Origin of the sequence: Streptomyces solicavernae (assembly GCF_029968095.1) — a bacterium.
GTDB classification, from domain to species: Bacteria; Actinomycetota; Actinomycetes; order Streptomycetales; family Streptomycetaceae; genus Streptomyces; species Streptomyces solicavernae.
Genome location: NZ_JASCIR010000009.1, coordinates 159,018 through 177,275 on the forward strand (window position 1 = coordinate 159,018; position 18,258 = coordinate 177,275).

The window sequence follows — 18,258 nt, forward strand, 5'->3', positions numbered from 1 at the left end:
CACGCCAGCTCCGTAAGCACCGTTGAGCGCCGCCGACCGCCCGGTTAGCGTGCGCCGCAGCAGACGACAGAGGGGGGCACCACATGACTGATCCGTCCCGCCGCAGCGTCATCGGGACAGCCGGAGCCGTCGGCCTCGGCACCGTCCTCGGCACGAGCACGACCGACCCGGCCCACGCCGTCCCGCCCCACGCCCCGGGGCGGCCCGCACAGGGCCCCGCCCTCGATACGGATCCCGTGCGCGCCGCGCTCAACCGGCTGCTGCCCGAGCACGCGGACCAGTTCCGCCTCACCGGACTGGACGGCCCCGGCGAGCGGTTCCGGGTCACCGGCCGCACCGGGCGGATCGACGTCGCGGGCACCGGGCGCCTTGCGCTCCTCACCGGCGTGCACTGGTACCTGAAGTATGTGTGCGGCGCCCATATCTCCTGGGCGGGCAGCCAACTCGACCTGCCGAAGCGGCTACCCGGACCGGACCGGCCGCTCCACCGGGCCGCGACGGTCCCGCACCGCTTCGTCTTCAACGACACCCACGACGGCTACACCGCCCCGTACGCGGACTGGCCCCGCTGGGAGCGCATGATCGACGTGCTGGCGCTGCACGGCTGCAACGAAGTGCTCGTCACCGCAGGCCAGGAAGGCGTCTACCACCGCCTTCTGCAGGACTTCGGCTACTCCGACAGCGAGGCCCGCACCTGGCTGCCCGCCCCTTCGCACCAGCCGTGGTGGCTGCTGCAGAACATGAGCACGTACGGCGGCCCGCTCAGCCGTGAACTGATCGCCAGGCGCATCGGGTTGGGGCGCAAGATCACCGCCCGGCTGCGTGCGCTCGGCATGGAACCGGTGGCGCCCGGATACTTCGGGACCGTCCCCGACGGCTTCGCCGAGCGCAACCCGGGCGCCCGCACCGTCCCGCAGGGCGACTGGAACGGCCTGCGGAGGCCGGACTGGCTCGACCCGCGCACCGAGGTGTTCGCCCAGGTCGCGGCAGCTTTCTACCGGCACCAGGCCGAACTCTTCGGCGAGGTCGACCTGTTCAAGATGGACCTGCTGCACGAAGGCGGCGACCCCGGGGACGTGCCGGTTCCGGAGGCCGCGCGCGCCGTGGAGCGGGCGCTGCGCACCGCACGTCCCCGGGCACTCTGGACGATCCTCGGCTGGCAGGCCAACCCCCGGCGCGACGTGATCGACGCGCTGGACGAGAAGCAGCTCCTCGTCGTGGACGGCCTGTCCGACCTGGAGACGGTCACCGACCGGGAGCGGGACTGGGGCGGCGTGCCGTACGCGTTCGGCACCATCCCCAACTTCGGCGGCCGCACCACCATCGGCGCGAAGACCCACATGTGGACGGAGCGGTTCACGGACTGGCGGGACCGGCCGGGCTCGACGCTCGCGGGCACCGCGTACATGCCGGAGGCCGCCGAACGCGACCCGGCGGCGTTCGAACTGTTCACGGAACTCGCCTGGCGCACGGAGCCGGTGGACCGCGCCGCCTGGTTCCGCGCGTACGCCGATCTGCGCTACGGCGCCGGGGACAGGCCGGACCGGCAGGCCCGCGAGGCGATGGCGGCACTGCGCGACACCGCGTACCGGATCACCAGCAAGGACGGTCGGCCGCACGACTCGATCTTCGCGGCGCGCCCGAGCCTGAGCGCCAACTCCGGCACGTACTACGCGACGCACACGCCCGCGTTCCCGCCCGGCGGCTTCGACGGGGCGTTCGCGGCGCTGCTCGGGGTGCGGGAGTCGCTGCGCCGCTCGGACGCGTACCGGTACGACCTCACCGACCTGGCGCGGCAGGCGCTCGCCAACCGTTCCTGGCAGTTGGTGCCGCAGCTGCGGGCGGCGTACGGGAGGAAGGACCGGGAGACGTTCCGGGCCCTGGCACGGCTCTGGCTGAAGCTGATGCGGCTGAGCGAGGACGTCACGGGATCCCACCGGGCGTTCCTGCTCGGACCCTGGCTGGACGACGCCAGGCGGATGGCGTCGTCCCCGGCCGAGGAAGCCCAACTGGAGCGCACCGCCAGGGTGTTGATCACCACCTGGGCGGACCGGGCCACCGCGGACGGCGGCCGTCTCGCCAATTACGCCAACCGGGACTGGCACGGCCTGATCGGCGACTTCCACCTACCGCAGTGGACGGCCTACCTGGACGCGCTGGAGGACGCGCTCGCGGCCGGGCGGGAGCCGGAGACGTTCGACTGGTACGCGATCGAGGAGCCGTGGACGCGGGAGCGGAAGGCCTACCCTTTGCGGCCGCCGAACGACGCGTACCGCACGGCGAAGCGGGCGCACGATGTCCTTGCGCGCGCCCCCTATCAGGGGGAGATCGCGGTCTCCGCCGAGCCGTCCGCGTTCCCGCCCGGCGGGCACGCGCGCGTGCGGGCGGTTTTCACCAACGTCAACGGGCTGCGTGCCACCGGCCGGGTGGACTTCGCCCTCACCGGCCTCGACGCCGCCCCGGAGGACGGCACGTCCCTGCCGTCCGTGCCCGCGGCCGGCGAGGGCGAGGTGTTCTGGCGCGCCCAGGCCCCGGACGAGCCGCTGACCGGCCCGCTGAGACCGCTGCCGTACGAACTGTCCGTGCGGTACGGCCCGAAGGGCGAGGACCGGGTCACGACGGTGGTCGAGGACAGCCTGTACGTGGCGGGGCCGCTGGACGAGGTGTGGCGGACGTACACCAACAGCGGGGCCGTGTTCGGGCAGGCGGGCGGGCGGTTCGCGGTCAACGGCGGCGGCCGGGACCTGTGGAAGGGGACCAGCGAGTTCGGCGCCGCGTACCGCGCGGGGGCGCTGCGGGACGGGGTCGCGGTGACGGTCCGGGTGGACGCGCAGGACGCCACGGGCCCGTGGGCACGCGCGGGGCTCATCGCCCGCAACTCCCTTGCCACGCCCGGATCTCCGGGTTTCGTGAACCTGTCGGCGACACCGGCGAACGGGGTGGTGCTCTCGTACGACACGAACGGTGACGGCACCGTGGACACGTACCGGCGGATCACCGGCGTCGCGGCCCCGGTACTGCTGCGGCTGAGCCGGGCCGGGGACACGTTCCGCGGCGCGTGCTCGACGGACGACGGGGCGAGCTGGCGGACGGTCGCCGAGGTGCCGGTCGCGGGCGCGGCGGCGACCCAGGACGTGGGCCTCTTCATGTCGGCGGCGCACGGAGGCAGCGGGGCACGGGGGACGGTGGAGTTCAGCGGGTTCGGGATCGGGTTCGGGATCGGGATCGGGGGTGGTTCATGACCGGGTGACGGATCAGGCTCGGGCAAAGGCGCAGGCTCGGGCAATGGTGCAGGCTCGGGCAAGAGCGCAGGCTCGGGGGACCGTTCAGGCTCAGGTGGGATGCAGGCTCGGTGGGTGCAGACCCGGTGGCGGCAGGCTCGACGGATGCAGGCTCGGTGGATGCAGGCTCGGTGGATGCAGACTCGGCGAATGCAGACTCGGCGAATGCAGACTCGGTGGATGCAGACCCGGTGGCTGCAGACTCGGCCGACGGGAGCAACTCCGCTCACCCTGCCGCCAATTCACGCGACTGCCTTTCGGGTGACCATCCGACGATTCGCTCGTTCTGCTGAACGTGAGTTCCTCGGACGCCGCCACTCGAACCGCCCCCTCCGCCGGCCCCGAGCCCGCTCCCGTCGTGGACGTGGAGCAGGCCGAGGCCGCGCTCGTCGAGCACTACCCGCGGCTCGTGCGGCTCGGCTATCTCGTGCTGCCGCCGTCGCTCGGGCGCAACCGGCGGGTGCTGACCGCGCACTGGCTCACCCAGCGCACCCTGCCCCGCGGCCGTACGACCGTCGAGCGCGCCATGGTCCCGGCACAGCGCGGGGCGGGTCGGCCGGGCTGCGACCCGGGGTACGGATACGTGCGCCTGCGGGTGCTGCGGAGCGCCCTGGAGGCGGGGGTTCCGCTGCGGCGGCGGGCCTGGCCGCGGCGCGCCCAACTGCCGCCGCTGCTGCCGCAGGTGTGGGGCCTGAGGCTGTTCCCGCGCTCCGGCGGCGCCGATGAACTCGCCCTCGACCAGCAGCTGTCGGCGCTCGGCGGCCCGGCGCGCGCCGCGTACGTACTGCGCGGCCTGGAGCGGCTGCCGGACGCCGAGGTGCGCAGGATCCTGGAGGGCGCCGGGGTGGCGGACCCGCACGCCGCACTCGCCGAGGCGGACGGCGTGGCCGCCTCGTACGAACTGCTCGGCTCCTCCGAGTTCGACCCGTGCTCGCTGCAGGCCAGGCCGCCGGACCTGATGCGGCGCAGGCAGCACGGCCGGGCCGCGCTCGCCGCCGCGGCCGCGGCCCTGGTGTGCGGCACGCTGCTCGCCCTGCCCGGCGACGGCCTGGCCCCCGGCGGCCCGGCGGCCCCCGCGCACGCCCGCAACCCGGCGGCCGAAGCGGCGTTGGATCCGGGGAAGTTGACGCGGGCGGCGGACGGGGAGTGGCGGAGCTCGGCGCGCACCGACTTCTCCGTGTGGCCGGCCCGCGGCTCCCGCACCGACGACCGCGAACTCCTCGGCCGGGCCCTCGCCGTGTGGGCGCGGCCCGGCCCGTCCGTGCAGGTCTCCGCGACCCCCGGCACCGCGTCGGGCGCCCCGCCCGGACCGGCGCAGCTGCTGTACGCGGGCGAGGTCGGCCGGGCCCGTGTGGTGGTGCTGTACGACGGCCTGCGCCTGGTGCGGTACGCGGAGCCGCGGTCCGGGGCGGGCGGCGGCGCGGCCCTGGACTTCGCGCGGGTCGACGGCGCCGGGCAGGCCGGGTCCGGGGCGGTGGTCGTGAGCCGGGGCAAGGGTGCGGTGCGGTATCTGACGGCACCGTGGGTGCGTACCGTCGCCGTCCGTGACCTGCGCGATCCGGGTTCGCCTGCCCGGGAGTTGGAGCGGGCGCCGGACGGCGTGACGGGACCGCTGCCGGCCGTCGCACCGTCGGCCTCGCGCGGTGCCTCCGGGTGCGCGGAGGTCGCCGCCCTCGAACTGCGCGAGGAAGGCGGCGGCACCCGCCTGGTGACCGACCTCGGCGAGCTCACCCCGGCCCGCCTCACCTCCGGGCGCCCGCAGGCGCCGCATGAGGTCGAAGGCGAGGCGGCGCGGGCCGCCTGGGCGCGTACGGCGTGCCTGCTCGGGGCGGTGCGGTCGAACGGGGTGCGGTCGGTGAACTCCTGGGCGTACGCGACCCAGCGGCTGCCCGAGGGGAACGGGACGGCGACCTGGGTGTGCACGCGGGCCGACACCTGGCGGGGTGCGGGCAGCAGGGTGCTCGCCCAGTTCCAGGCGCCGGGTGAGGAGACCGGGGCGATCGCGGCGCGGGCGCAGGACTCGCCGGCCTGCGGGGCGCGCGATCCGCGGGTGCTCGCCGGGGTGCTGTGGAAGTCCCGCGCCGGTCACTGGCATGTGCTCGCGGCGGGCAGCAAGGACGTGGCGTCGATCCGGGTGACGGGCGGCGCGCAGGGCGCGGCCCGCGGCCACACTCTCGCGGCTCCCGCCCGCAAGGGCGCGCAGGCCCAGCTGACGGGCCGCCTCGCGAACGGCAAGAAGGTGCCGGCGCTGCGGTAGCGACGGAGGTGCCGGCGCTGCGGTGGCGGTGGAACTCGCGCCAAAAAGCCGCGTTCAAGGGCTACCCGTAGGCTTTACCCGTCAGTACATTGACGCCATGTCTAATACGCCGCAGGCCCGGTCGGACCGGGCGCCGCAGCCCATCGCCTCGGAGTGGACGGCCCTGAAGGCACGCAAGGTCTCCTTCGCCTGGGAGGAGACGCCGCTGCACTGGCTGCCCGGCGACCCGTTCACGACGCACACCATCAACGTCCTGCACCTCCTGCTGCCCGCGGGCGAGCGCTGGTTCGTGCACGTCTACAAGCAGGTCCTGCCGTACATCGAGGACGAGCAGCTGCGCGCCGACGTGATCGGATTCATCGGGCAGGAGGCCATGCACTCCCAGGCCCACGACGAGGTTCTGCCGCACCTGCGCGAGCAGGGCCTGGACCCGACCCCGTACACCGCGCAGATCGACTGGTTCTTCGAGAAGCTGCTCGGCGACCGGACGCTGCCGCCCGGCAGGCCCCGCAAGTGGTGGCTGATGGAGCGGGTCGCGCTGATCGCGGCGATCGAGCACTACACCGCGTTCCTGGGCGACTGGGTCCTGAACGCGGACGAGCTGGACCGGCGGGGCGCCGACCCGACCATGCTGGACCTGCTTCGCTGGCACGGCGCCGAGGAGGTCGAGCACCGCTCGGTCGCGTTCGACCTGTTCCTGCACGTCGACGGCTCGTACGCGCGCCGGGTGCGCACCTGGGCCACCGCGTTCAGCGCGCTGGTGTTCCTGTGGCAGCGCGGGGCGCGCTTCTTCATGGAGAACGACCCGACGCTCGTCGACGGCAAGGCCTCGTTCAAGGAGTTCTTCGCCAAGGGCCGGCAGGGCGTGCTGCCGACCGCGGGCGCGATGGTGCGCTCCATCCCCCGGTATCTGAACCGCGCCTACCACCCCTCGCACGAGGGCTCCACGCAGCAGGCCGTCGCCTACCTGGCGTCGTCGCCCGCCGCCCTCGCCGCCGAGGCCCGTGAGAAGGGCGCCGCCTGAGATGTGCGCCGCGCCGAAGACCCAGAAGGGTGCCGCCTGACATGCCCAAGATCCGCACCGTCGTCGCCGTCGCGGGTGCCGCACTGCTCGTACGGAAGGCCGTGCGCAGCCGCATGGCGACCGCACCGCTGTGGCCGATGCCCGCCCTGGAGACCCCGGTATCAGGCCGGCCGCGCGGGCGCGCCCAGCGCCTGCGTGTCGCGGACCGCACCGAAGTCGCCGACGGCGTGGTCCGGCTGCGTCTGGTGCCCCGCGACGCGGCGGCGGGACCGCTGCCGGCCTGGGAGCCGGGCGCGCACCTGGACCTGGTGCTGCCGTCCGGGGCGGTCCGGCAGTACTCGCTCTGCGGCGACCCCGCGGACCGCACCGCGTACACCGTGGCGACCCGGCTGATCGAGGACGGCCGCGGCGGCTCGCGCGAGGTGCACGAGAAGCTGGCCGAGGGCACCGAGGTGGAGGTGCGCGGCCCGCGCAACCGCTTCCCGCTCGAACCGTCGCACGCGTACGTCTTCGTGGCCGGCGGCATCGGCATCACGCCGGTGCTGCCGATGCTGCGCGCGGCCGAGGCGTCCGGGGCGCTGTGGCAGCTGGTGTACGCGGGGCGCTCGCGGGCCTCCATGCCGTTCCTGGACGAGGTGGAGCGGCTCGGCCGCGGCGGCCGGGGCCGGGTGACGGTGCTCGCCGAGGACGAGGACGGCCGGCCCGACGCGGCCGCGCTGTTCGACGGGGTGCCGCAGGCCGCGGCGGTGTACTGCTGCGGACCCGAGGGCCTGATGGACGCGGTGGCGGCGGCGCTGCCGCACGGCAGCGCCCTGCACCTGGAGCGGTTCACGCCCGCCGCGGCCACCGCGGGCAGCACGGCCTTCGAGGTCGAACTGCGCCGCACCGGCGGCACGGTCGCGGTCGCCGCCGACGAGACGGTCCTCGCCGCGGTCCGCAAGAAGCTGCCGGACGTGGCGTACTCCTGCGAGCAGGGCTTCTGCGGCACCTGCCAACTCCGTGTGGTGGCGGGCGAGGTGGACCACCGGGACGAGCTGCTCACGGACGAGGAGCGGCGCGACTCGATGCTGGTCTGCGTGTCCCGCGCGCGCGGCGCGAAGCTGGTCCTCGACCTGTGAGGCGCTGCGAACGCGGCACGCCGGGGACCGGTGCACGCCGGTGACCGGTGCACGCCGGTGACCGGTGCAAGCCTGTGACCGGTGCACGCCGTTGATCGGTGCGACCGGCCCCTGGCGGTGACCGTACCCCCGGCCGTTAGGGTGTTCGTATGACGACCGGGGTGCGCCGCAGGATGGGAGTCGAGGAGCGGCGGCAGCAGTTGATCGCTGTGGCGCTCGAACTGTTCAGCCACCGCTCCCCCGACGAGGTCTCCATCGACGAGATAGCCGGCGCGGCGGGCATCTCCCGCCCGCTGGTGTACCACTACTTCCCGGGCAAGCGCAGCCTGTACGAGGCGGCGCTGCGCAAGGCCGCGGAAGACCTCGCCGCGCGCTTCGAGGAGCCGCGCGAAGGGCCGCTCGGCGCCCGCCTGTTGCGGGTGATGGGCCGCTTCTTCGACTTCGTCGACGAGCACGGTCCGGGCTTCGCGGCCCTGATGCGCGGCGGCCCCGCGGTCGGCTCGTCCACCACCAACGCCCTGATCGACTCGGTCCGGCAGGCCGCGTACGAGCAGATCCTCGCGCACCTCGGCGTCAGCGCGCCGTCCGCCCGGCTCCAACTCGTCGTGCGCTCCTGGGTGTCGCTCGCCGAGTCCACGGCGCTGCTGTGGCTGGACGGCCGCCGGGTGCCGCGCGCGGAGCTGGAGCTGCAGCTGGTCCACGATTTCGCTGCGCTGGCTGCGGTGAGTGCGGCGTACGACGAGGAGATGGGGGATGTGCTGCGCGGCATCATCGCCTCGGAACCGCCCGACGGGCCGTTCGCGGAACTGGTCGAGCGGCTTGTCGCGCTGGCGCCGCTGCCGCAGGGTTCTGCGTGAGCTGCGCCTTGAACCCGACGGTGTTGGGTCTGCCCCGTACCCGTTGCGCCGCCGAGTGCCGGCCGCCCCTGGTCGCTCGCGCCCCGCGGCTGAGCCGCACAGGTGACAGCCCCGCGCCCCTGGCGGGGCACGTACGCCACCGGTACCCGATAGGCACCGCCGGGTCCGCCCGGTACAGTCGCGTCCCATGACCGCGAGGCTTGCCGACATCGCAGCCCAGGCGGGGGTCAGCGAGGCCACGGTCAGCAGGGTGCTGAACGGGAAGCCGGGGGTAGCCGCGACCACCCGCCAGTCCGTGCTTGCCGCCCTCGACGTCCTCGGCTACGAGCGGCCGGTGCGGCTGCGCGGCCGCAGCGCGGGCCTGGTCGGGCTGATCACGCCGGAGCTGGAGAACCCGATCTTCCCGGCCCTCGCGCAGGTCATCGGGCAGGCCCTCACCCGGCAGGGTTACACGCCGGTGCTCGCCACCCAGACGCCGGGCGGGTCCACGGAGGACGAGCTGACGGAGATGCTCGTGGACCGCGGCGTCGCCGGCATCATCTTCGTCTCCGGGCTGCACGCCGACACCAGCGCCGACATGGACCGGTACGAGCAGCTGCGCGCCCAGGGCGTGCCGTTCGTGCTGGTCGACGGCTTCTCGGACAAGGTGCGGGCCCCGTTCATCTCCCCCGACGACCGGGCCGCGATGCGCCTGGCCGTCACGCATCTCGTCTCCCTCGGGCACACCGACATCGGCCTGGCGCTCGGCCCGAAGCGGTTCGTGCCGGTCCAGCGGAAGATCGAGGGCTTTGTACGGGCCGTACGGGAGCAGTTGGGCCTCGACGAGGACGCGGTGCACGAGCGGCTGGTGCAGCACTCGCTGTTCACCCTGGAGGGCGGTCAGGCGGCGGCCGCGGCGCTGATGGACCGGGGCTGCACGGCGGTGGTGTGCGCGAGCGACATGATGGCTCTCGGTGCCATCCGCGCGGCACGGCAGCGCGGCCTCGAAGTGCCGGACGACATCTCGGTGGTCGGCTTCGACGACTCCCCGCTGATCGCGTTCACCGACCCGCCGCTGACCACGGTCCGCAAGCCGGTCCCGGCGATGGGCCAGGCCGCGGTGAACACGCTGCTCGAAGAGATCGCCGGCACCCCGGCCCCGCGCAGCGAGTTCGTGTTCATGCCCGAACTGGTCGTACGCGGTTCAACTGCTTCTGCGCGCAAGGCTTCTCCCCCTAAGGGTTGAGGCGGGGATTCCTCCGCCGGAGGCCTTCCGCGCATCGTCCTTGGGGCGTAGAAAATGCGCCCCGGACCCACCCGAGGGATGATCGGGCAAAGGTGAAAATCTGGCAGACTTTCTGTCCATGGGTGAGACGCATGTGAGTACACGGGAAGGCCTGACGGCGGCCGGAACCTCACCCCTCGGAGCGGAGGACCGAGCCCGTCCGGCGGGAACCTTCCTGCGCCGGCTTCGCACCCCGCGACGCCCCCGGATCTGGTACGAGCTGGCCCTCATCGCGGTGAGTTACTGGCTGTACTCCCTGGTCCGCAACGCCGTTCCCGAGCAGCGGGACGCGGCGATGCGGCACGCCGACTGGGTGTGGCAGGCCGAGCAGACGATCGGTCTCGCCTTCGAGCGGGCGGTCAACCAGGCCGTGAACTCGGTGACATGGCTCGTCGTCGGCATGAACTACTACTACGCGACGCTGCACTTCGTCGTGACGATCGCGGTCCTGGTGTGGCTGTACCGCAGGCATCCAGGGCGGTACGCGGCCATGCGCACCGTCCTCTTCGTGACCACCGGACTCGCCCTGATCGGCTTCTACTTCTTCCCGTTGGCCCCGCCGCGGCTCTTCGAGGGCGGCGGCTTCGTGGACACGGTCCTGGTGCACGAGACGTGGGGTTCGATGGCGTCCGGCGACCTGAAGCACATGACGAACCAGTACGCGGCGATGCCGTCGATGCACATCGGCTGGTCGCTGTGGTGTGGCCTCGCGGTGTTCACGCTCGCCCGGGTGCCGTGGGTCAAGGTCCTTGCCGTGCTGTACCCGCCGGCGACGCTCGTGGTGATCATCGCCACGGCCAACCACTTCTGGCTGGACGCGGTCGGCGGCCTCCTCTGCCTCTGCGTGGCCCTCGCCCTCGCCCACCTCTGGTACGGCAGGGCCCCGCACCGGGCGCCCGATCAGGGGCGCGGGGAACTGCGCGACCAGCCCCCACCGGCCCGCAGAGAACCAGCGACACAGGAATCAGCCCGTCTGGGGACACCTCCCGGCCGAAGGCTGGGGGAGCTTGAGGACGAGCCCGCAGGGCGATGACGATGCCCGAGCCGACGGCGCGCTGAGGCGCCGGACAGGCCCTAGCCCACCGCCCCGTAGAACAGCTCCTCCACCACGTGCCGGGCCCGCCGCGTGAGCCGCCGGTAGTCGTCGATCATCTCGCCGACCGTGCCCGCCTCGTACCCGAGATACCGGCCCACCGCCGCCAGTTCACGCCCGTCCGACGGGAACGTGTCCCCGGCCCGCCCCCGGACCAGCATCACCGCGTTCCGTACCCGGGTCGCGAGGACCCATGCCTCGTCCAGGACCTGTGCGTCCTCCGTGGACACAAGCCCGGCGGCGTGCGCGGCGGCCAGCGCCTCGCGGGTGCGGGTCGTACGGAGGCCCGGCTCGGCCCAGCCCTCCTTGAGCTGGATCAGCTGCACCGTCCACTCGACGTCGGAGAGGCCGCCCCGGCCCAGCTTGGCGTGGAGGGTGGGGTCGGCGCCGCGCGGCATCCGCTCGGCCTCCATGCGGGCCTTGAGGCGGCGGATCTCGCGTACCGCGTCGTCGCCGATGCCCTCGGCCGGGTAGCGCAGCGGGTCGACCAGCTCGACGAACCGCTGCCCCAGGTCCGCGTCGCCCGCGACGGGCTCGGCGCGCAGCAGCGCCTGGCTCTCCCAGACGTGCGACCAGCGCTGGTAGTACGCGGCGTACGACTTGAGGGTGCGCACCAGCGGGCCGCTCTTGCCCTCCGGGCGCAGGTCGGTGTCGATGAGCAGCGGCGGGTCGGACGTGGGCAGCTGCAGGAGGCGGCGCATCTCGGCGACCACCTGGTTCGCGGCCTTGGCGGCGTCCTGGTCGTCGACGCCCTCGCGCGGCTCGTGCACGAACAGCACGTCGGCGTCGGAGCCGTAGCCCAGCTCGTGCCCGCCGAAGCGGCCCATGCCGATGACGGCGAACCGGGTGGGCAGCTCGTCGCCCCAGCCCGCGCGGACCACGGCACGGAGGGTTCCGGCGAGGGTGGCGGCGGTGAGGTCGGAGACGGCGCTCCCGACCCGGTCCACCAGGGCCCCGGGGTCGGCCCGCCCGTCTCCCGCCACCGCCCCTGCCAGGAGCGCTTCGCGCACTGCCTCGAACGCGGGGCTCTCCTCCGTCCCGTACGAGCCGATCAGGTCCCCCGCGGCCGTACGGAACAGCTCGCGGCGGCGTACCCCGCGGGCCGCGGCCACGGCCTGCTCGGCGCCGTCGGCCCGGCGGACGGCGGCGAGGATCTCCTGCTCCAGGTGGTCCCGGCCGCGCGGTTCGAGGCCGCGGGCGTCGCCGAGCAGGGCGACCGCCTCCGGGGCGCGGAGCAGCAGGTCGGGGGCGAGCCGGCCGGCGGACAGGACGCGGGCGAGGTTCTCGGCGGCGGCGCCCTCGTCGCGCAGGAGCCGCAGGTACCAGGGGGTTTTGCCGAGCGCGTCGGAGACCTTGCGGAAGCCGAGCAGGCCCGCGTCCGGGTCGGCGGAGTCGGCGAACCAGCCGAGGAGTACGGGGAGGAGGGTGCGCTGGATGGCGGCCTTGCGCGTCACACCCGACGCCAGCGCCTCCAGGTGGCGCAGGGCGGCGGCCGGGTCGGCGTAGCCGAGGGCGACGAGGCGTTCGCGGGCGGCGTCGGCGGAGAGCCGGGTCTCGCCGGGGGCGAGCTGGGCGACGGCGTCGAGGAGCGGCCGGTAGAAGATCTTCTCGTGCAGCCGGCGGACCACGGCCGCGTGCCGCCGCCAGGCCCGGTTCAGCTCGGTGACGGGTTCGATGCGCAGGCCGAGGGAACGGCCGAGGCGGCGCAGGTCCCGCTCGTCCTCGGGCACGAGGTGGGTGCGGCGCAGCCGGTACAGCTGGATGCGGTGCTCCATGGCGCGCAGGAAGCGGTACGCGGCGTCCAGTTGCGCGGCGTCGGCGCGGCCCACGTACCCGCCTGCGGCGAGGGCCGCGAGGGCGTCGAGGGTGGTGCCGCTGCGCAGCGAGGCGTCGGCCCTGCCGTGCACCAACTGCAGGAGCTGCACGGCGAATTCGACGTCCCGCAGGCCGCCGGGCCCGAGTTTCAGCTCGCGCTCGATCTCGGTGACGGGGATGTTGTCGACGACGCGGCGGCGCATCTTCTGCACGTCGGGCACGAAGTTGTCGCGCTCGGCGGCCTGCCAGACCAGCGGGGCCAGGGTCTCCACGTACGCCTCGCCGAGCTCGGGGTCGCCGGCGACCGGGCGGGCCTTGAGGAGTGCCTGGAACTCCCAGGTCTTGGCCCAGCGTTGGTAGTAGGCGAGGTGCGAGGAGAGGGTGCGGACGAGGGGGCCGTTGCGTCCCTCGGGGCGGAGGTTGGCGTCGACGGGCCAGATGGTGCCCTCGACGGTCGTCTCGGAGCAGATCCGCATCATGTGCGAGGCGAGCCGGGTCGCGGCCTGCATGGCCTTGGACTCGTCGGCGGCGTCGGCGGCGCCTGCGTGGCCGGGGGGTTCGGTGGGCTCGGCCACGAAGATGACGTCCACGTCGGACACGTAGTTCAGCTCGTGCCCGCCGCACTTCCCCATCGCGATCACGGCGAGCGAGCAGAGCGCGGCGTCCTCGGGTGCCGCGCTACGGGCGATGGCGAGGGCGGCCCGCAGGGTCGCGGTGGCCAGGTCGGCGAGCTCGGCGGCGGTCTCGGCCACGTCGGTGGTGCCGCACACGTCGCGCGCGGCGATGGACAGCAGACAGCGCCGGTAGGCCACGCGCAGCGTCACGGGGTCGACGGCCTCGGCGAGACCGTGCTCGAACTCCTCGACGCCCGGGTGCAGATCGCTCGCCTCGTACGTCACCAGGGCCTGCCAGTCGCGGGGGTGGCGGGCCAGGTGGTCACCCAGGGCCTCGGAGGCGCCGAGCACGCCGAGCAGCCGGTCGCGCAGCGGCTTCGAGGACAGCAGCGTGTCGAGCAGCAGATGCCGCTCGTCGGGGGTCTCGGGGGCACCAGGGTCATGGGGGTGCTGCGCCTCGACGAGCCGGACGAGCCCGAGCAGCGCGAGGTCCGGGTCGGCGGTGGCGCCGAGGGCGTCGAGCAGCACCGGGTCGTTGCGGACGGAGGCCAGCTCCGGGCTGTCGAGGAGCCGCCCGGCCGCGGAGGCGTCGTTGAAGCCGTGCCGCAGCAGCCGCGTGAATGTACTGCTTCTCCGCCCCGGCGTGGTCATGTCCGGCCTCCCGTGTGATCATCGTACGGGGCCGAGCCTAGCCGCAGGGGCAGCAGTGCTACAGCTTGAGCGGGTACAGCTCGAAGGCCGGGGCATGGAGCGGACGTACGGTGGCGAAGTGGCGTCGGTCCACGGTGCACACCCGCACCGTCTTCAGCCTCTCGGCGACGGCCATGACGCAGGCATCCGTACCGCCGAGTGGGAAGTCCGCGTACCGCCGCACCAGTTCGGAGGCCCTGAGCAGTTCCTCCGGCATGATTGCGGTGACGGTGCCGTACCAACCGTGGGCGAGATCCTCGAGGAACGTCGCCTCCACCTCGGCTCCGCAGCGGAGCGCGATCAAGTAGCACGCTTCGGCGATCACCGGAGCAGGCACGGCAAGGTTGCGCGGATTCACGTCGGCGTACCAGTCGCGGCACGCAGTGTGGTGGGCGTCCGTACGATCCGTGAGGGCCACCAAGGGGCCCGTGTCCATGACGATCACTCGCCGAAGCCCGATTCGCGCAGAATTTCGTCCGCCCGCTCGGAGGTGTCCGTGTGCCCGGAGTTCCCCATACCGAGCGACCTCGGACCGGTGGCAGCCGTCCGCAACAGCCCGAGCTCGCGCAGGCGCTCGGCGAGAACGGGCAGATCATCGTCCGGGACGCGGTCGAGCAGCGCGTGCAGTTCTTCCCGAGTGGTCATACGTTCAGAGTAGCCGCGCCGTCCGACAAGGAGCATGGTTTCCGATATGGACTACACACTCGAAGTAATCACACTTCCCGTCTCTGACGTGGACCGCGCCAAGGAGTTCTACCGCGACAAGGTCGGCTTCACCGTGGACTTCGACGGCGAGGTGATGCCGGGCGTGCGCGTCGTCCAGCTGACCCCGCCCGGCTCGGGCTGCTCCGTCGCGATCAGCGACAACCTGGAGGGCGTGAACGTCACACCGCCGCCCGCGCCCGGCTCGTACCAGGGCATGCAGCTGTGCGTCGCCGACATCGCGCAGGCCCACAAGGAACTGACGGGCCGCGGCCTGGACGTCACCGAGCCGGTGACCTACGGCGAGCAGGACGGCGGCACGTTCATGCACTTCAGGGACCCGGACGGCAACGGCTGGGGCATCCAGGAGTACCGGGTCCGGGCGGAGAAGCCGCTGCGGTCGGTGATCTGAGGGCGGTACGGCGAAGGGCCCGGGGAGCAACGCCCCGGGGCCCTTCGCCGTACCGCCCGACTCCCTTACAGGACCGGCAGGTTCTTCCGCAGTTCAAAGGCGGTGACCTCGCTGCGGTACTCCTCCCACTCCTGCTTCTTGTTCCTGAGGAAAAAGTCGTACACGTGCTCGCCCAGGGTCTCGGCGACCAGTTCCGAGCGTTCCATCAGGGCGATCGCCTCGCCGAGGTTCTGCGGCAGGGGCTCGATGCCGAGGGCGCGGCGTTCCGCGTCGCGCAGGGCCCAGACGTCGTCGTCGGCGCCGGGCGGGAGTTCGTACCCCTCCTCGATGCCCTTGAGGCCGGCGGCGAGGAGGACCGCGTACGCGAGGTAGGGGTTGGCGCCGGAGTCGAGGGAGCGGACCTCGACGCGGGCCGAGCCGGTCTTGCCGGGCTTGTACATGGGCACGCGGATCAGGGCCGAGCGGTTGTTGTGGCCCCAGCAGATGTACGAGGGAGCCTCGCCGCCCGCGCCCGCGGTGCGCTCGGAGCCGCCCCAGATGCGCTTGTACGAGTTGACCCACTGGTTGGTGACCGCGGAGATCTCGGCGGCGTGGCGGAGGAGGCCCGCGATGAAGGAGCGGCCGACCTTGGAGAGCTGGTACTCGGCCCCGGACTCGTAGAACGCGTTCCGGTCGCCCTCGAACAGGGACAGGTGGGTGTGCATGCCGCTGCCCGGGTGCTCGGAGAACGGTTTCGGCATGAACGTGGCCTGCACGCCCTGCTCCAGGGCGACCTGCTTCATGACCAGGCGGAACGTCATGATGTTGTCGGCGGTGGAGAGCGCGTCCGCGTACCGCAGGTCGATCTCCTGCTGGCCCGGGGCGCCCTCGTGGTGGCTGAACTCGACCGAGATGCCCATGGATTCGAGCATCGTGATGGCCTGGCGGCGGAAGTCCATGCCCACGTTCTGCGGGGTGTGGTCGAAGTAGCCGGAGGAGTCGGCGGGGGTGGGTCGGGAGCCGTCCACCGGCTTGTCCTTGAGCAGGAAGAACTCGATCTCGGGGTGGGTGTAGAAGGTGAAGCCCAGGTCCGAGGTCTTGGCGAGGATGCGCTTCAGGACGAAGCGGGGGTCCGCGTACGACGGGGAGCCGTCCGGCATCAGGATGTCGCAGAACATCCGGGCGGTGCCGGGGGCCTCGGCGCGCCACGGGAGGATCTGGAACGTCGCCGGATCGGGCTTGGCGATCATGTCCGACTCGTAGACCCGGGCGAAGCCCTCGATCGCCGAGCCGTCGAAGCCGATGCCCTCGTCGAAGGCCTGCTCCAGCTCGGCCGGTGCCACCGCGACGGACTTGAGGAAGCCCAGGACGTCCGTGAACCACAGGCGTACGAAGCGGATGTCGCGTTCCTCAAGGGTGCGGAGCACGAATTCCTGCTGCTTGTCCATAGCTACATCCTTGCAGTTCAGACGGTCTGTGCACCACCGCCCCGGCACGGTAGGGGCTTCAGTATCGAGGCCAGGGGTTTCCGCCAGATTACGGGCCCCTTGTGGCCTGCGACATCCCGGTGGCCACTACGATCGGCGGGCCGCCGTACCCCGTCATCCATACCTTTGCGCAGAAGGACAACTCATGGGTTCCAGCAAGACCTCCGGACAGGGAAGTTCGAGCGACCGCAAGGCCCGGATAGAGGCCATGCGCCGGGCCGAGCGGGCGCGGGAGCGCCGCAACCGGACCATCGCGATCGTGGCGAGCACGGCCGTCGTCGCGGGCCTGGTGGGGTTCGGCTCGTATCTGTTCATCCGCGAGCGGGACGAGCAGAAGAAGGAGGAGGCCCGGATCGCGGCCGAGCAGAAGGCGCAGGCCAAGGCCCGCAAGGAGGCCGCGGGGAAGTCCATCGAGGGCGAGAGGTCCTGGGACGCGAAGACGCTGGGACGCGACCACGTCACGAAGCCGGTCAGCTATCCGATGACGCCTCCGGTCGGCGGCGACCACGACCAGATCTGGATGAACTGCAACGGGGACGTGTACGGGAAGCCGATCCCGGACAAGCACGCCGTGCACTCCCTCGAACATGGCGCCGTCTGGGTGACGTACAACGAGAAGGCGAAGCCGGCCGACCTGAAGGCCCTTGAGGCGAAGGTCAGCGCGACGCCGTACTCGCTGATGAGCCCGGTGAACGAGCAGAAGGGCGCGCTGATGCTGAGCGCCTGGGGCAAGCAGGTCACCGTGGACAGCGCGAAGGATCCGCGCGTGAACACGTTCTTCGCCAAGTACGTGCAGGGCAAGCAGACTCCGGAGCCGGGTGCGGCCTGCCAGGGCGGGATCGCGCAGTGAGGCGTGCGGGGTGGGCGGCGGTGTGCGCCGCGGTGGTGCTCGCCGCTGCGGGCGGCGGGGTGACGGCCGCGCTCGCGGGCGGCGGCACGGTGCACGACCCGCCGCTGCCGCCCGCTCCGGCCGCGCACGAACGCCCGGCCGCGGACTCGGCGGACGCGGGCTTCGCCCGGGACATGGCGGTGCACCACCAGCAGGCGGTGGAGATGTCCTTCGTCGTACGGGACCGCACCGACGACGAGGAGGTGCGCAGGCTCGCGTACGACATCGCCAACACGCAGGCCAACCAGCGGGGCATGCTGCTCGGCTGGCTGGACCTGTGGGGGCTGCCGAAGGTGTCGGCGGGGCCGCCGATGGCGTGGATGGGGATGGGCGGGCACGGCGGGCACGGCGGTGGCCCCGGGGACGACGGGCGGCTGATGCCGGGCATGGCGACGAAGGCCGAGCTCGCCGAGTTGAGGAAGGCCGACGGCGAGCGGGCCGAAGTGCTGTTCCTGCAGCTGATGACGGCGCATCACAAGGGCGGCGTGCACATGGCCCAGGGCTGCGTGGACCGGTGCCGCCCGGGCGTGGAACGCGACCTGGCCGAGGGCATGGTCGCGGCCCAGGAGTCCGAACTGAAGCTGATGTCCGACCTGCTCAAGGCGCGGGGCGCGAAGCCGGGTTGAGGCTTGACTCCGCGCTCGGCGGCGCATGCGGTGGGCGTCCCCGCCTACGTACGGCGCCGCGGCCCGGTGTTCCGCTCCGTAAGACGGACGGGAATCCGTGCAACCTTGCGGCCGGGATGTGAGTCCTTCCTGCGCAGGGTCCGGTCGTGG

General features: G+C 72.8%; 14 protein-coding genes. 10 read left to right on the plus strand and 4 right to left on the minus strand.

All coding sequences use genetic code 11. The features are described from left to right. Positions 1-83 precede the first annotated feature (83 nt). From QIS99_RS13700 to QIS99_RS13730, 7 genes are all read left to right on the plus strand, one after another. A complete protein-coding gene (locus QIS99_RS13700; RefSeq protein WP_282513525.1) occupies positions 84-3,242 on the plus strand; it encodes an alpha-N-acetylglucosaminidase in 3,159 nt (1,052 codons plus the stop codon). A 334-nt stretch (positions 3,243-3,576) separates the two neighbouring features. Beyond that, positions 3,577-5,538: a hypothetical protein gene (locus QIS99_RS13705; protein ID WP_282513526.1), complete on the plus strand. Its 1,962-nt coding sequence runs from the start codon at positions 3,577-3,579 to the stop codon at positions 5,536-5,538. A gap of 97 nt (positions 5,539-5,635) precedes the next feature. Further along, positions 5,636-6,562 carry a metal-dependent hydrolase gene (locus QIS99_RS13710; RefSeq protein WP_282513527.1) on the plus strand — a complete coding sequence of 309 codons (927 nt, stop codon included), beginning with the start codon at positions 5,636-5,638 and terminating at the stop codon, positions 6,560-6,562. 41 nt (positions 6,563-6,603) lie between these two features. Further along, positions 6,604-7,680 carry a PDR/VanB family oxidoreductase gene (locus tag QIS99_RS13715; protein WP_282513528.1) on the plus strand — a complete coding sequence of 359 codons (1,077 nt, stop codon included), beginning with the start codon at positions 6,604-6,606 and terminating at the stop codon, positions 7,678-7,680. Positions 7,681-7,829: 149 nt separating this feature from the next. Beyond that, positions 7,830-8,537 carry a TetR/AcrR family transcriptional regulator gene (locus QIS99_RS13720; RefSeq protein ID WP_282513529.1) on the plus strand — a complete coding sequence of 236 codons (708 nt, stop codon included), beginning with the start codon at positions 7,830-7,832 and terminating at the stop codon, positions 8,535-8,537. Positions 8,538-8,724: 187 nt separating this feature from the next. After that, positions 8,725-9,762 carry a LacI family DNA-binding transcriptional regulator gene (locus QIS99_RS13725; protein WP_282513530.1) on the plus strand — a complete coding sequence of 346 codons (1,038 nt, stop codon included), beginning with the start codon at positions 8,725-8,727 and terminating at the stop codon, positions 9,760-9,762. Between the two features lie 118 nt (positions 9,763-9,880). Then, the gene (locus QIS99_RS13730) at positions 9,881-10,834 is read left to right on the plus strand and encodes a phosphatase PAP2 family protein (protein ID WP_282513531.1); all 954 of its coding nucleotides are present in this window, start codon (positions 9,881-9,883) and stop codon (positions 10,832-10,834) included. A 41-nt stretch (positions 10,835-10,875) separates the two neighbouring features. Here QIS99_RS13730 and QIS99_RS13735 read toward each other — a convergent pair whose 3' ends face one another. The 3 genes from QIS99_RS13735 to QIS99_RS13745 are packed head-to-tail and all read right to left on the minus strand — an operon-like array spanning position 10,876 to position 14,658. Continuing rightward, entirely contained in the window at positions 10,876-13,974 is a 3,099-nt protein-coding gene (locus QIS99_RS13735; RefSeq protein ID WP_282513532.1) for a bifunctional [glutamine synthetase] adenylyltransferase/[glutamine synthetase]-adenylyl-L-tyrosine phosphorylase, read from the minus strand. A 58-nt stretch (positions 13,975-14,032) separates the two neighbouring features. Then, positions 14,033-14,449 carry a type II toxin-antitoxin system VapC family toxin gene (locus tag QIS99_RS13740; RefSeq protein WP_282513533.1) on the minus strand — a complete coding sequence of 139 codons (417 nt, stop codon included), beginning with the start codon at positions 14,447-14,449 and terminating at the stop codon, positions 14,033-14,035. A gap of 5 nt (positions 14,450-14,454) precedes the next feature. Beyond that, a complete protein-coding gene (locus QIS99_RS13745) occupies positions 14,455-14,658 on the minus strand; it encodes a hypothetical protein (protein WP_282513534.1) in 204 nt (67 codons plus the stop codon). Between the two features lie 46 nt (positions 14,659-14,704). On the opposite strand from QIS99_RS13745, the gene QIS99_RS13750 reads away from it, so the two are divergent. Continuing rightward, a complete protein-coding gene (locus QIS99_RS13750; RefSeq protein WP_282513535.1) occupies positions 14,705-15,127 on the plus strand; it encodes a VOC family protein in 423 nt (140 codons plus the stop codon). A 65-nt stretch (positions 15,128-15,192) separates the two neighbouring features. Here the strand turns inward: QIS99_RS13750 and glnA are convergent, their stop codons facing one another. Further along, positions 15,193-16,554: a type I glutamate--ammonia ligase gene (gene glnA / locus QIS99_RS13755; protein ID WP_282513536.1), complete on the minus strand. Its 1,362-nt coding sequence runs from the start codon at positions 16,552-16,554 to the stop codon at positions 15,193-15,195. 184 nt (positions 16,555-16,738) lie between these two features. Here glnA and QIS99_RS13760 point away from each other — a divergent pair, with 184 nt between their 5' ends. Both QIS99_RS13760 and QIS99_RS13765 read left to right on the plus strand, forming a co-directional pair. Further along, the gene (locus tag QIS99_RS13760; RefSeq protein ID WP_282513537.1) at positions 16,739-17,443 is read left to right on the plus strand and encodes a DUF3105 domain-containing protein; all 705 of its coding nucleotides are present in this window, start codon (positions 16,739-16,741) and stop codon (positions 17,441-17,443) included. Continuing rightward, a complete protein-coding gene (locus QIS99_RS13765) occupies positions 17,440-18,108 on the plus strand; it encodes a DUF305 domain-containing protein (RefSeq protein ID WP_282513538.1) in 669 nt (222 codons plus the stop codon). Before QIS99_RS13760 ends, QIS99_RS13765 begins: the two co-directional genes overlap by 4 nt. Positions 18,109-18,258: the final 150 nt, after the last annotated feature.